Annotated in this window: 14 protein-coding genes; 4 read left to right on the plus strand and 10 right to left on the minus strand. The window is 75.4% G+C overall.

All coding sequences use genetic code 11. From position 1 onward, the window contains the following. Positions 1 to 113 precede the first annotated feature (113 nt). The gene (locus ACFQ8T_RS00960) at positions 114 to 896 is read left to right on the plus strand and encodes an isocitrate lyase/phosphoenolpyruvate mutase family protein (protein ID WP_430544701.1); all 783 of its coding nucleotides are present in this window, start codon (positions 114 to 116) and stop codon (positions 894 to 896) included. On the opposite strand, the gene ACFQ8T_RS00965 is transcribed toward ACFQ8T_RS00960, so the two are convergent. Next, positions 874 to 1344, minus strand: a complete 471-nt coding sequence (locus ACFQ8T_RS00965) for a hypothetical protein (RefSeq protein ID WP_430544702.1) — start codon at positions 1342 to 1344, stop codon at positions 874 to 876. The two genes, ACFQ8T_RS00960 and ACFQ8T_RS00965, sit on opposite strands and share 23 nt — an antisense overlap. 114 nt (positions 1345 to 1458) lie before the next feature. On the opposite strand from ACFQ8T_RS00965, the gene ACFQ8T_RS00970 reads away from it, so the two are divergent. Further along, a complete protein-coding gene (locus tag ACFQ8T_RS00970) occupies positions 1459 to 2100 on the plus strand; it encodes a TetR/AcrR family transcriptional regulator (RefSeq protein ID WP_430544703.1) in 642 nt (213 codons plus the stop codon). Between the two features lie 12 nt (positions 2101 to 2112). On the opposite strand, the gene ACFQ8T_RS00975 is transcribed toward ACFQ8T_RS00970, so the two are convergent. The 4 genes from ACFQ8T_RS00975 to ACFQ8T_RS00990 form a co-directional block, all read right to left on the minus strand. Beyond that, positions 2113 to 2769 (minus strand): hypothetical protein, encoded by a 657-nt coding sequence (locus tag ACFQ8T_RS00975; RefSeq protein ID WP_430544704.1) that lies wholly within the window; start codon positions 2767 to 2769, stop codon positions 2113 to 2115. Beyond that, positions 2766 to 3806, minus strand: coding sequence for a S66 peptidase family protein (locus tag ACFQ8T_RS00980; protein ID WP_430544705.1), 1041 nt, complete (start codon positions 3804 to 3806; stop codon positions 2766 to 2768). The genes ACFQ8T_RS00975 and ACFQ8T_RS00980 overlap by 4 nt, the downstream gene beginning before the upstream one ends. A gap of 92 nt (positions 3807 to 3898) precedes the next feature. After that, a complete protein-coding gene (locus tag ACFQ8T_RS00985; protein ID WP_430544706.1) occupies positions 3899 to 4534 on the minus strand; it encodes a LuxR C-terminal-related transcriptional regulator in 636 nt (211 codons plus the stop codon). Next, positions 4531 to 5733 (minus strand): sensor histidine kinase, encoded by a 1203-nt coding sequence (locus ACFQ8T_RS00990; protein ID WP_430544707.1) that lies wholly within the window; start codon positions 5731 to 5733, stop codon positions 4531 to 4533. Before ACFQ8T_RS00990 ends, ACFQ8T_RS00985 begins: the two co-directional genes overlap by 4 nt. Before the next feature lie 162 nt (positions 5734 to 5895). Here ACFQ8T_RS00990 and ACFQ8T_RS00995 point away from each other — a divergent pair, with 162 nt between their 5' ends. Further along, positions 5896 to 6990, plus strand: a complete 1095-nt coding sequence (locus ACFQ8T_RS00995; protein WP_430544708.1) for an FtsX-like permease family protein — start codon at positions 5896 to 5898, stop codon at positions 6988 to 6990. Positions 6991 to 7030: 40 nt separating this feature from the next. Beyond that, positions 7031 to 7720, plus strand: coding sequence for an ABC transporter ATP-binding protein (locus tag ACFQ8T_RS01000; protein WP_430544709.1), 690 nt, complete (start codon positions 7031 to 7033; stop codon positions 7718 to 7720). On the opposite strand, the gene ACFQ8T_RS01005 is transcribed toward ACFQ8T_RS01000, so the two are convergent. From ACFQ8T_RS01005 to ACFQ8T_RS01025, 5 genes are all read right to left on the minus strand, one after another. Then, positions 7717 to 8181 (minus strand): DUF2255 family protein, encoded by a 465-nt coding sequence (locus ACFQ8T_RS01005; RefSeq protein WP_430544710.1) that lies wholly within the window; start codon positions 8179 to 8181, stop codon positions 7717 to 7719. The two genes, ACFQ8T_RS01000 and ACFQ8T_RS01005, sit on opposite strands and share 4 nt — an antisense overlap. 77 nt (positions 8182 to 8258) lie before the next feature. After that, positions 8259 to 9173, minus strand: coding sequence for a cation transporter (locus tag ACFQ8T_RS01010; protein ID WP_430544711.1), 915 nt, complete (start codon positions 9171 to 9173; stop codon positions 8259 to 8261). A 16-nt stretch (positions 9174 to 9189) separates the two neighbouring features. Continuing rightward, positions 9190 to 10455, minus strand: a complete 1266-nt coding sequence (locus ACFQ8T_RS01015) for an arginine deiminase (RefSeq protein WP_430544712.1) — start codon at positions 10453 to 10455, stop codon at positions 9190 to 9192. Positions 10456 to 10501: 46 nt separating this feature from the next. Then, positions 10502 to 11953 (minus strand): basic amino acid/polyamine antiporter, encoded by a 1452-nt coding sequence (locus ACFQ8T_RS01020; protein WP_430544713.1) that lies wholly within the window; start codon positions 11951 to 11953, stop codon positions 10502 to 10504. A 25-nt stretch (positions 11954 to 11978) separates the two neighbouring features. Then, the gene (locus tag ACFQ8T_RS01025; RefSeq protein WP_430544714.1) at positions 11979 to 13553 is read right to left on the minus strand and encodes a proton-conducting transporter membrane subunit; all 1575 of its coding nucleotides are present in this window, start codon (positions 13551 to 13553) and stop codon (positions 11979 to 11981) included. Between the last annotated feature and the right edge of the window lie 2 nt (positions 13554 to 13555).

Raw genomic sequence — 13555 nt, forward strand, 5'->3', positions numbered from 1 at the left:
AGGACTCCGCGCGGTGCCGCGCGTCGTCCTACCCGTGGAGAGAGCGACCGATCTGCGCTGATACCGCCCCCGACCTCGCCGCCGTGTCGGCGCTCGTCGGTAGCGTGCCCGGCATGCGCGCAGACTTCCTCGCCCTGCACCGCCCCGGCGACCCGCTCCTGCTGCCGAACGCGTGGGACGCCGGGTCCGCGCGGATCCTCGCAGCCCTCGGCTTCGCCGCCGTCGCGACGACGAGCAGCGGGTTCGCCGCGACGCTCGGCCGGCCCGACGGCGCCGTCACCCGGGACGAGGCGCTCGCGCACGCCGCCGCCCTCGCGGCCGCCGTCGACGTCCCCGTGAACGCGGACCTGGAGAACGGCTTCGCCGACTCCCCCGCCGACGTCGCCCGCACCGTCGCGGACGCCCGCGACACCGGCGTGGCCGGCGCCTCCGTCGAGGACGCCACCGGCCGGGACGACGGGCCCGTCTACGACCGCGGCCTCGCCGTCGAGCGCGTCGCCGCCGCGGCCGAGGCCGCCGGCGAGCTGGTGCTCACGGCCCGCTGCGAGAACCACCTGTACGGGCGGGACGACCTCGCCGACACGATCGGGCGGCTGCAGGCCTACCAGGAGGCCGGCGCCGACGTGCTGTACGCGCCGGGGCTGCGCGACGCGGCCACCGTCGCGACCGTCTGCCGCGAGGTCGACCGGCCCGTCAACGCGCTGCTCGTCGCGGGCGGTCCCTCGCCCGCCGAGCTCGCCGACGCCGGGGTCGCGCGGATCTCCGTCGGCGGCACGTTCGCCTGGAACGCCCTGTCCGCGCTGGTCGACGCCGCCCGCGAGCTCCAGGCCGGCGGGGTCGGATTCCTCGACCGCACGGGCCCGGCGCGCGAGGTCATGCCGCGGGCGTTCCCCTGACGGCGCCGCGGCGCGGCACCCGCCACAGCAGGACGACCGCGATCGCGCCGGCCGCGCACGGGAGCAGCCCGGCCCAGCCCAGCGCCGGGGCGAGGCCGACGTCGCCGGAGGTGTCGCGCGTGAACAGCGCGGAGAGCGCCACGAGCACGGCGAGCGCGAGCGTCGCCGCAGCCGCGCCCCGGGCCCACCGCCGCCCCCGGCGCACGACGCGGATCGTCCACAGCCAGGCGGCCACGCCGAGCACGCCGACGCCGGCCAGCAGGTACTGGTAGGTCGTGACGGCGGCGCTCACCTGTGCCGCGTCGTAGGAGGGGTAGCCGGCCCGCACGTGGTCGGCGAGCAGGTGGGTGGCGCCGTCGAGGAACGGCACGATCGTCACGAGCACGGTGAGCCCGAGGCCCACGGACATCGCCGCGAGCGCCCGGCGCTCCTGCGGGGTGGTCGTCATCGGAGTCCTTCCGTCCGGCGCGCCGTCCGGGCGCGAATCAAAACCTACGGTGTAGGTCGGTTCTGGCAGGCTATGTTCTACGTCGTAGGTTTCGCAAGGGAACGGAGACGGGCGATGGCCGGACGCGCACGCGGCACCTCGGCGGGGCTCGACCGGGCACGGATCGCCGCCGCGGCCGTCACCCTCGTCGACCGGGACGGCCTGGAGCGCTTCGGCGTCCGCCGGCTCGCGGACGAGCTCGGCGTCGACCCCATGTCGATCTACCACCACGTCAAGGGCAAGGCCGCGCTGCTCGACGCCGTCTCCGAGGCGGTGCTCGGCGAGATCGCCCCCGGCGGCGCCGACGACGGCGACGGGGACTGGCAGGGCGTCGCGCGCGACCTCGCGCACGCCTACCGCGACCTGGCGTTCCGGCACCCGCACGTGTTCCCGCTGCTCGCCACGCGCGCGCAGACGTCGCCGGCCGCGATCTCGGCGCTCGAGTCGCTCGTCGCCGCGATGCGCCGCGCGGGGCTGCCGGACCGCGTCGTCGCCGACGCGCCGATGGTGCTGTTCGGCTTCCTCAACGGACACCTCCTGGCGCGCACGACCGAGGGGCCGGCCGCCGTCCCGGCGTTCGACGCCCGGACCCACCCGACGATGGCCGCCCTCGTGCCGCGGTGGGCCGACTTCGGGTCCGCCGCCGAGCTCGACCGGATGCTCGACGCCGTCCTCGCCGGCCTGGCCCAGCAGGCGGCGGCACCGGGCACCGCCTGACCGCCGGCCGCCTCAGAGCGCTGCGGCGAACGCCCGCACCAGCGGGTGGATCGGGCGCCCGGCCGACGCGCCGATGTGCGGCTGGAAGAGGCTGACCACGAAGAACGGGTGCCCCGTGAGCTCCAGCACCTCCGCCCCGGCGTCGTCCGCGACCGCCCCGACGACGACGCCCGCCGCCTCCAGCGCCTCGACCGCCTCCGGCGTCGGCGCGTACCCGCAGTAGTGCATCCCGACGAACGGCTCGCCCACCCACGAGGCGAACCGCGTGCCGGGTACCGGCGTCACGAGACGCTCCTCGCCGTACAGCGAGCACGCGAGCGCCGCCACGACGTTGTCGTCCGCGTCGCCGTCGGACTCCGCGTGGCTCGCCGGGGCGCCGAGCACGTTCCGCACCAGCTCCACGACCGCGTACTGCATCCCCGCGCACGTCCCGAGGAACGGGGTGCCGCCCTCCCGGGCCGCGGTGATCGCGCGCAGCACGGCCGCCTCGTCGGCGTACGGGGAGCCGGGGACGAGCCACACCCCGTCGTGGTCCGCGACGTCGAACGGGGCGTCCGTCGGCACCCACACGGCCTCCACGCCGAGCTCGTCCGCGAGGCGCGGCACGAGGGCGTCGAGCTCCCGGTGGCTGGGGTGGTCGCGGTGGTCGCCGAGCAGCGCGAGGGTCACGGCACCAGCCTCTGCGTGATCACGGACGCCTCGGGCCCGTGCTGCACGCGCGCGAGCGCGCCGTTGACCAGCGCGAGGTACGGCGGCACGTGCCCGCACTCGACGTCCGCGAGCAGCGGGATCCCCAGGTCGCCCAGTGCGTCCCGGACGGCGTCGTGCTGGGTGAACCCGTCCGAGTCCGGCGCGTGCGTGCGGCTCACCAGCACCGCGTGCGCGGCGTCGAACCAGCCCGCGTGCCGCATCGCCCACAGGGCCCGGCCGACCTCGAGCGCCTCCCACTCGAGGATGTCGAGGTACACGACCAGGCCCTCCGGCGCGTGCTCCGCCGCGAACCGCGCCACGTCGCCGTACGGCGTGCCCGCGAGCAGCGAGACGGTCTCCAGGCAGCCGCCGATCAGCCGCCCCCGGACGTCGACCGGCGCGGCCGGGTCCTCGCCGTCGAGCCGCCGCCAGGAGCCGGCGGCGTCGAGCGTCCACGTCGACACCTCGGGCTCGTGCTCGTAGTCGTCCCAGCCCGACGAGCGGAACCGGCGCGGCGAGCGCTGCACCAGCGCCCCGCCGTCCTGCGCCGACGCGGCGACGTCCCACCAGCCGACGATGCCCTCCGGCACGTCGTAGGGGGTGTCCATGAGGTTCTGACCGTGCAGCGTCGCGACGCCGGTGCGCAGCGTCAGCGGCAGCATGAGGGTCGAGACGTCCGAGAACCCGACCAGCCACGTCGGGTCCGCGCCGAGGGCGTCCCAGTCGAGGCGGCCCAGCAGGTCCGTCGCCAGCTCCCCGCCCCACGGCGGCACGACGGCGCGCACCGCCGGGTCCGTGAGCATCGCGGTGACCTCGGCCGCGCGCACCTCCGCCGGCGCGCTGACGATCCCCTCGCCCGTGGGCGTCTCGCCGAGGCGCACGTCGTAGCCCTTCGCGCGCACGACGTCGGCGGCGTGCAGCAGCCGCTCCTGGAGGGCGGGGACGACGCCGGCCGACGGCGCGGTGACGCCGATCGTGTCGCCGGGACGGAGGGGGCGCGGGTAGCGGATCGTCATGGCCGGACTCTGCCCGAGCCGGGGTACGCCGGGCAACGGGAATCCGCGGTCGGCGCCGCCGGGCGGTACTCGGTCGCCCGCGGCGCGCGCCGTCAGAGCATCCCGCGCTCGCGGGCGACGGCGGCGGCCTCGGTGCGCGACTGGGTGCCCAGCTTGGTGTTGATGTGCGCCAGGTGGGACTTCACGGTGGCGACGGAGACGAAGAGCTCGCGCGCGATGGCGTCGTTGGACCGGCCGGCCGTGACGAGGCGCAGCACCTCGAGCTCGCGAGCGCTGAGCGTCTCGCCCGGCGACCGCATGCGGCCGAGGAGCCGGCGCTGCACGTCGGCCCCGAGGGTGACCTCGCCGGCGGCGGCGGAGCGGATGGCGCGGGCCAGCTCCTCCGTGGGCGCGTCCTTGAGCAGGTAGCCGGTGGCCCCCGCCTCCACGGCGGCGAGGATGTCGGCGTCCGTGCCGTAGGTGGTGACGACGAGCACGGGCGTCGCGTGCCGGTGGACCACGGTGCCGGTCGCCTCGGCGCCGCCGAGCCGGGTCCGGCCCGGGCCGGCGTCGCCGAACCGCAGGTCGAGCAGGACGACGTCGGCCCGCCCGCCGTCGTCGAGCCAGGCGAGGAGGTCCTCGGCGGTGCCGGTCTCGTGCACCACGCGCATGTCCGGCTGCCCGTCCACCACGGCCCGCAGCCCGGCGCGCACCACGGGGTGGTCGTCCGCGAGCACGACGTCGATCATGGCACCTCCACCGGCAGCGTGACCGCCAGGGCCGTGCCCGCGCCCGGCGAGGTCTCGAGCGCGACCGTGCCACCCAGCTCGCGCGCCCGCGACCGGACGGACGGCAGCCCGAAGCCGCGACCGGGGGCCCCCGCGGCGCCCGCGACGGCCTCCGGGTCGAAGCCGCGACCGTCGTCCACGACGTCGAGGGTGACGGTGTCCCGCTCGTAGGTGAGCGTGAGCCGGGCACGACCCGCACCCGAGTGCTGCGCCACGTTGGCGAGCGCGGACTGGGCGACGCGCAGCAGCGCCGTCTCGACGGGCACGGGCAGGGGCCGGACGTCGCCGGCGGTGCGCACGGACACGTCCAGCGGCTGCCGCGCGGCCACGCGGCGCAGCGCGGCGACGAGGGTGGTGCGGTCGAGGTCGGGCGGCGTGAGGTCCTGCACGACGCGGCGCGCCTCGGCGAGGCTGTCGCGGGCGGCGCCGCGCGCCTGGCCGACGAGGTCGCGGGCCCTCTCGTCGTCGGTGCCGACGGCGTCCTCGGCGGCCCGCAGGAGCAGCTCGATGGCGGACAGCGACTGGGCCAGGGTGTCGTGGATGTCCCGCGCGAGGCGGGCGCGCTCGTCGGTGACGGCCCGGTCCCGCTCGGCCTGCGCGAGGTGCTGGCGCACCGCGGTGAGCTCCTCGACGGTCCGCTGCCGGGTCTGTGACTCGCGGACGAACGCCTCGATCCCGAGCACGACGCCCACGGCGACGGCGGCGCCCAGCACGGGGCCGAGCACGAACCCGGTCCACGGGTCGTCGGCGTCGGCCTGCACCAGCAGCCCCTCGGCGACGGCGAGCGCCGTCGTGACACCCACGGCGACGACGCCGCGGTGCGGCCCGAGCACGTGCATCTGCAGGATCATCAGCGGGAACGCGAGCCAGAGGGCGGCGGGCGAGAGCCACAGCAGCACCACCCACGGGACCACGAGGGCGGCGATCCACGCGGAGTCCGGCCACCACGCGCCGCGCGGGGTGTCGACGGACCGGTCGTGCACGCGCACCACCCGGCGCCCCGCGACGTACACGGCGACGAGCACCACGGCCACCACGACGGACGGCCACGTCCGCCCGGCCGGGGCCTGGACGACGGCGACCACGGCCAGCGCCGCGAGCAGGACGTCGAGCCCCAGGATCAGGGCGCGCGTCGCCGACGGCGGGGGGCGGTGGATCACCCGATCCACGGTAGCCGCGCGACGCGCCGGCGCATCGTCCGAAAGGTGGAGCGCGGAGGCCACCCTTCGACGCCGCAGGATCACCCCGGGTCCCGATGATCGCGGGCAGCGTGCCACGGAGGCTGGAGTCAACCCCGTCCCCTCGACCCCGGAGGTCCTCCCGTGTTCGTCGCCCTGCGCGACCTGCGCCACGCTCGCGGCCGTTTCGTCCTCATGTCCGTGGTGATCGTGCTGATCACCTTCCTGGTCACGTTCCTCGCGTCCCTGACGGCGGGCCTGGCCCGCGAGTCGACGTCGGCGGTCACCGACCTGCCCGCCGACCACCTCGCGTTCTCGATGCCCGCCGCCGGCGACTCCCCCGAGTTCACGGCGTCCCGCGTGACGAGCGAGCAGTGGGAGGGCTGGGCCGACGTGCCCGGCGTGGAGTCGGCCGAGCCGCTGGGCCTCGCGACGGCGCGCGCCGGCTCGGACAGCACGACGGCGTCCGTCACGGCGCTGGGCGTGACGGACGGCTCGGGCCTCGTGCCGGGCGGGGTCGACGTCGACCCCGGCACGGTGGTGCTCACGCCCGGGGCGGCCGACGCGCTCGGCGCGGGCGCCGGCGACACCGTCACGCTCGGCGGCGCCGACCTCACGGTCGCGACCACGGTCGACGCCGACGAGTCGTTCTCGCACACCCCGGTCGTGTGGACCACGCTCGACGACTGGCAGGCGGTCGGCGCGCGCGGCGCGACCGGCGACGACGACGTCGCGACCGTCGTCGCGCTCACCACGGCGGACGGCACGGTCGACGCCGCCCTGGCCGACGCGGACGCCACGCTCGGCACGACGACGGTCACGACCTCGGACGCGCGCTCGGCGGTGGCGTCGTTCGCCGGCGAGAACACGTCGCTGTCGACCATGCAGGCGTTCCTGCTGGTCATCTCCGCGCTGGTGGTGGGCGCGTTCTTCACCGTCTGGACGATCGGCCGCTCGGGCGACGTCGCGGTGCTCAAGGCGCTCGGGGCCTCGACCCGCTACCTGTTGCGCGACGCGCTCGGGCAGGCGGCGGTGCTGCTGGTCGGCGGCGTGGCGGTGGGCACCGGTCTCACGGTCGCGGGGGCGGCGCTGCTGCCGGACGTCGTCCCGGTGGTCGTGACCGCCGCGACGACGCTGGTCCCGGCCGCCGCCCTGGTGCTGCTCGGCCTGGCGGGCGCCGCCGTCTCGATCGCGCGCATCACCCGCATCGACCCGCACGCCGCGCTCGCGGCGCGCTGACACCGCTCGCACCCAGCACCGACCGCACAGGAGGACCCCGATGGACCTGCACCTCGACCGCATCACCCTCGTCTACCCCGACGGCGACGGCACCCTCACCGCCGTGGACGACGTCGACCTCACCGTCCCTGCCGGCACGACGACCGCGCTGCTCGGCCCGTCCGGCGCGGGCAAGTCCAGCCTGCTGGCCGTGGCCGCCGGGCTGACCAACCCCACCCGCGGCGCCGTCCGCATCGGCGACGACGTCGTCTCCACGCCCACCACGAGCGTCGCGGACGCGACCCGGGCCCGCCTCGACCGCATCGGGATGGTGTTCCAGTCGCCGCAGCTGCTGGGCTCCCTCACCGCGCTGGAGCAGCTGGAGCTGCACGCGCACCTGCGCGGACGTCGGCCGGCGAGCGTGCGCGCCCGCGCGCTGGAGCTGCTGGACGCCGTCGGCGTGGCCGACCACGCGGGCAAGCGACCCGCGCAGCTGTCGGGCGGGCAGCGGCAGCGCGTCGCGATCGCGCGCGCCCTCGTCGGGCGGCCGGAGGTGCTGCTGGTCGACGAGCCGACATCGGCCCTGGACCACGAGCGGGGCACCCGGGTGGTCGAGCTGATCACGGGCCTGGCCCGCGAGCTGGTCGCGGCCACCCTGCTGGTGTCGCACGACGCGTCGACCCTCGCCACCGTCGACGCCACCGAGCGGATGCTCGACGCCCGCCTCGAACGGGTCGCCGAGCCGGCCTAGCAGCTCGGGCAGGGCTCCGGCGCACGCCGCGCGCGCCGGGCGAGGCGTCCGGCGTCGACGGCCTCGGCGATCCGCTCGCCCCAGGTCGCGCGCCGGAGCCGCACGCGGAACGTGCCGGCGGCGGCGACGTCGGACGTGACGGCGCCGACCTTCTCCGGCGCACACCGGCCGTACTTCGCCAGGTAGGCGTCGTCGAGCAACCCGTGCAGCTCCGGGGCCACCTCCGCGAGCACCACCGGCTGGCGGGTGCCGTCGACCTGCAGGTGCGCACGGCCGGCGGTGCCGCGGGCCGCGCCCGGCGCGGCGCGCACGTACAGGTCTTGACCCAGCTGCACCACCCAGCCGCGCCACGGCCGGCCGGGTTCGCGCGCGAGGACCACCTGCACGGCGGTCGCGGCCTCGAGGGCCTCGAGGACGTCGAGCTCGTGGAGGAAGGCGGCGGCGCGCGTCAGGAGGGTCACGACGGGTCGAACAGTGACCTGGGCCACCACTATTCCGGCAGCCCTCCAGTCCGGCAGCCGTCGTGACGCGTGGGCCCTCAGGGGACCAGGTCTGCGTCGGCGGTCAGCTCGACGTTCGCCCAGACGTCGAAGGGCATCCTCCGCAGCCTGCCGACGGCGGACCGTCGGACGTCGTCCTCGGCGTCGACGTCCCAGTCACCGTGCGGCACGACGAACACGACGTCGACGTACAGTCGTCGGCCGAGCTTGGTGGCGCGCACCGTCGGCGCGGGGAGGCCGAACTCCCGCTGGACGTCGTCGACGATCCCGCGCAGGTGCGCGACGACCTCCGGCGCCGGCGTGCCCTCGAGCAGCTCGACCATGCCGTCCCGCACGAGCCGCACCGGCATCGGCGACACGACGGCGACCGCGACCAGCACGAGGACGGGGTCGACGTAGTCCGCCGCGGTGTCCAGGCCAGCACGCTCCATCAGCAGCCCCACGCCGCCGCCGACCGCGACCACGACGCTGAGGACCGCACCGGCACGCCAGCCGACCACCTCGGCGACCGCCAGGTCGGTGCCGACCCCGAGCCGGCCGAGCAGCCGCACGACCAGCCAGCCCAGGAGCGCCGACACCGTGCCGTAGACCAGGAGCGTGACCTGGGTCGCGCCCGAACCACCCGCGATGACCGTCTGCACGGCCGCGACGACCGCGTAGAGCAGGGTGGCGGCCAGCGCGGCGCCCTGGACGACGACCGCCAACGGCACCGCTGCGGAGAGCCCGTACGGGAACTGGCGAGTGGGCTCGGCGCTCGCCGCCCGCGAGGCCAGCAGCGACCCCGCCGACAGGGCGATGCTCGCCAGCGTGTAGACGCCGTCGAAGACGATCACGTCGGCGCCGGCGAGCAGCCCCCAGACCAGCCCCGTCGTGCCGAGGGCGGCCGAGGCACCGAGCGACCACACCAGCACCCTGCGGTCGGTGTCCCGGTGGCGGTCCGGCCCCTCGTCCACGTCGGCCCCGGCGCGCTCAGTCCAGCGGGTCCCGCGAGATCGGGCAGGTCATGCAGTGCCCGCCCCCGCGCCCCCGCCCGAGCTCCGCGCCGACGATGGTGATGACCTCGACGCCGGCACGGCGCAGCGCGGCGTTGGTCAGGGTGTTGCGGTCGTAGGTGAAGACCACGCCGGGCTCCAGCGCGACGGCGTTGTTGCCGGAGTCCCACTGCTGACGCTCGGAGGCGTACACGTCGCCCGCGGTCTCGACGACGCGCAGCTTCGGCAGCCCGAGCGACCGGGCGACGACGTCGACGAACGGCGTGTCTCCCTCGTCCGTGACCTCGACGCCGAGCGCCGTGTCGGAGGGCCGCAGGGTGAACGCGTGGATGCCGTCGACGATCGTCGGGTGGACGGTGACGAGGTCGCGGTCGGCGAACGTGAACACGGTGTCCAGGTGCATCGCGGCGCGCAGGCGCGGCATCCCCGCGACGACGACCTGCTCGACCTCGCCGCCCTCGAACAGCGCCTTGGCGAACTGGGTGATGCCCTGCCGCGACGTCCGCTCGCTCATGCCCACCAGCACGGTGCCGTTGCCGACGGGCATGACGTCGCCGCCCTCGATCGTGGCCTGCGCCCAGTCCTGCTCCGGGTCGCCCCACCACACGCGCGAGCCGACGTACTCCGGGTGGAAGGAGTAGATCGCCTTCATCAGCAGCGTCTCGTCCTTGCGCGCCGGCCAGTACAGCGGGTTGAGCGTGAGCCCGCCGTAGATCCAGCAGGTCGTGTCGCGCGTGTACAGGGTGTTGGGCAGCGGCGGCAGCAGGTACTCGGGGGTGCCGGTGGACTCGCGGGCCAGGTTCACGTAGTCGCTGCGGAAGTCGGCGGGCAGGTCGTGCGTCGACAGCCCCCCGATGAGGAAGCGCGACAGCTCCCGGTCGGTGAGCGACTCGAGGTACGCCCGCGTGCCCTCCACCAGGCCGAGACCCACCCGGTTCGGTACCACCTTGCGGTCCAGCAGCCAGTCCCGCGCCTGCGGGATCGCCATCGTCTGCGCCAGCAGGTCGTGCAGCTCGACCACCTCGACGCCCCGGTTGGTGAGCTTGTTGACGAAGTCCAGGTGGTCGCGCTGCGCGGACTCGACCCACATGACGTCGTCGAACAGCAGGTCGTCGGAGTTCGTGGGGGTGAGCCGCTCGTGGGCGAGCCCGGGCGAGCAGACCAGCACCTTGCGCAGCCGGCCGACCTCCGAGTGGACGCCGTGGGCGGGGGCGGTGGGCTGCGCGGACGGTGCGGTGGTCATGGGGAGAACCTTTCGGTCGGACGACGGACGGTGAGGTCGGTGACGGTCAGATCGAGATCCAGCCGGCGGCGAGGCCGATCACCGCCAGGACGGCGATCGCGGCCACGACGACGAACAGCACCAGCTCAGCGGGGGCGAAGACCCTGCGACCCTGCTCGCGCCGCGTCATGACGAACAGGATCGTCGCGGGCGCGTAGAAGAGGAACGACACCAGCACGAGGCTCAGACCGGCCGCGAAGACCAGGAAGGCCGTGTAGACGGTCGCCAGGACCGTGATGACGAGGTCTCCGCGCAGGGTCGACGGCGGCGCGCCGTCGTAGGTCTCGCGCGTGGCGCGCAGCTTCACCGCGTAGAGCGCGGCGAGCAGGAACGGGATGAGCGTCATGACGGCGGTCATGTCGAGCGCGAAGTCGAACGCGTCCTCGGAGAAGTACGTGAGGATCAGCACGACCTGCGACAGCGACGTGCTCAGCAGCAGGGCGTTGACGGGCACGTCGCGGTCGGTCGACCGCGTGAGGAAGCGCGGCATGTCGCGGTCCTTGGCGGCGACGAACAGCACCTCCGCCGCCATGAGCGTCCACGCCAGGTACGCCCCGAGCACGGAGATGATGAGGCCGACGCCGACGAAGACGCTGCCCCACTCGCCGACCGCGGCCTCGAGCACCCCCGCCATCGACGGCTGCCGCAGCTCCGCGATCTCGGCCATCGGCATGATGCCGTACGACACGATCGTCACCGACGCGAAGATCGCGAACACGCTCACGAAGCCGAGGATCGTGGCCCGGCCGACGTCCTCGCGCCGGCGCGCGTGCCGGGAGTAGACGCTCGCCCCCTCGACGCCGAGGAACACGAAGACCGTCACCAGCATGGTTCCGCGCACCTGGTCGAACAGGGAGCCCGCGTAGTCGGCGCCGCCCCAGTTCTCCGCGAACGCGCTGGGGTCGAAGACGAACAGCGCCAGGAGCACGAAGACGATGATGGGGATGACCTTGGCGACGGTGACGATCCGGTTGATCGCCGTCGCCTCCTTGATGCCGCGCCGCACCAGCAGGAAGAACAGCCACAGGCCGCCGGTGGACAGGGCGAGCGCGAGCACCGTGTCCCCCGCGCCGAGGGCGGGGATCCACTGGCCGAGCGTCGACATGATGAGCACCCAGTAGGTGACGTTCCCGACGCACGCGCTGGCCCAGTAGCCGGCGGCCGCGAAGAAGCCCGTGTACTCCCCGAAGCCCGCCTTCGCGTAGGCGTAGACGCCGGCGTCGAGGTCGGGCTTGCGCATCGCGAGCCGCTGGAAGACGAACGCCAGCATGAGCATGCCCGCGCCCGCGACGACCCACGCGATGAGGGCGCCCATGACGCCCGTCTCCTGCGCGAACCGGCGCGGCAGCGAGAACACCCCGGCCCCCACCATCGACCCGACGACCATCGCGGTGAGCGTCAGCAGCGACACCTTCGTGGTCGCACCACCCGTCGTCGTCGCGGTGTCCTGGTGCGCCATGTGTCGTGCCCTCCCGGGATCGGACCTATCGGGTGCTGCGGCCGATCGTTCCACCGTCGGGCCTGGTCCGCGCGTCGGCGGTGCGATCGACCGTGCGCGCGACGGCGTTCAGGAGGTCTCCCGCGGGGACGCGCAGGGTGCGCGTCCAGGAGGGCAGGACGCCGGCCCGCGCGGCGCCGACGACGGCTCCCGCGAAGACCAGCCCGAGCAGGATCGGCCAGGCGGCGGTCCACACCGTCACGGCGTCGAGGCCGGGCACCTTCTCGGGCGGCAGCCACAGGCCCGCCAGCACCCAGGTGCCGATCGTGCCGCCGACGGCGAGCGCGACCCAGGACCAGAGCCCGGCGTCCGGCGCGGACGTGCCGGCGTGGCCCGACGCCCGCAGCAGCACGAGGGCGCGGACGAGCAGCAGGGTCGAGACCGTCCCGACGAACGGGAGGACCGCCGTGACGTCGACGAGGAACGGCGCCTCCCCCACCGCGCGCTTGGCGGCGTACTTGGCGACGGCGCCGCTGCCGAGCGGCGCGCCGGTGATCGCGAGCGCGAGCACGAACGCCCCGCCGAGCACGACCGCGCGGGCGCGCCCGGCGCCGTACCGCTCCCAGACCTCGACCGCCATGATCAGCCCGCCCTTGGCCATGCCGTGGTGCACCGCGTAGACGACGGCGGTCAGCATGCACGCCTCGGCCAGGTCGGGGGCCCCGAGCGCGACCCCGACGACCATGGCGAGGAACCCCATCTGCCCCACCGTGCTGTACGCGAGGGAGACCTCCGGGTCGTCGGTGAGGACGCCCGGCACGAGCACGCCGAACGCCCCGACCAGCGCCGCCACGACGAGCGCGGTGCCCCAGCCCGGCATCGCCTCGTGCCCCAGCGGGAGGAACCGGAGCCAGCCCACCAGCCCGACCTTGACGACCGTGCCGCTCAGCACGGCACCGACCGGCACCGACGCCGCCGCCTCGTCGATCGGCAGCCACCCGTGCAGCGGGAAGGTGGCCGCCTTGATGCCGAACGCCAGCAGGAGCAGCCCGACGATCACGCCGCCGGCGGGGGCGGCGGCGACGGCCGCAGGGGCGTCGGCCAGACGGAGCCCGCCGGCCGCGACCACCAGCACCACGGCGACGGCGAGGACGACGTCGCTCGCCGCCGCGAGCGCGAGGTAGAGCCGGCCCGCGCGCCGCGCCGTCGCCGTGCGCGGGTGCAGGATCAGCCGGTGCGCGGCGACCGTCGTCACGACGCACCCGGCGAGGAACGTCACCGCGTCGGCGGCGACGAGCACCGTCGCGGTGCCGACGAACGCGACGAGCAGCAGCCCGCTGCGCGACGCGGTCCGCGCGTCGGCTGACCGCGCGGTGAGGGCGAGGGCGGCGGCGTACAGCACCCCGACGAACAGGAGCAGCGGCCGCCCCACGAGGTCCAGCCGCAGCACCAGGCCGCCGACCGGGCCGAGCAGGTCCACCACCACGACCGGGACGAGGGCGAGCGGCGCGGCCCGGACCAGGGCGTCCGGGCCCGCGTCCGGGCCTCGCGACGCGTGGACCAGGAGCGCGGCGGCCGCCGCCGCGGGCACCGCGAGCGCGACGAGCAGCAGCCAGGTCATCT

The organism is Isoptericola sp. NPDC056618 (assembly GCF_042792715.1).
Lineage (GTDB): Bacteria > Actinomycetota > Actinomycetes > Actinomycetales > Cellulomonadaceae > Isoptericola > Isoptericola nanjingensis.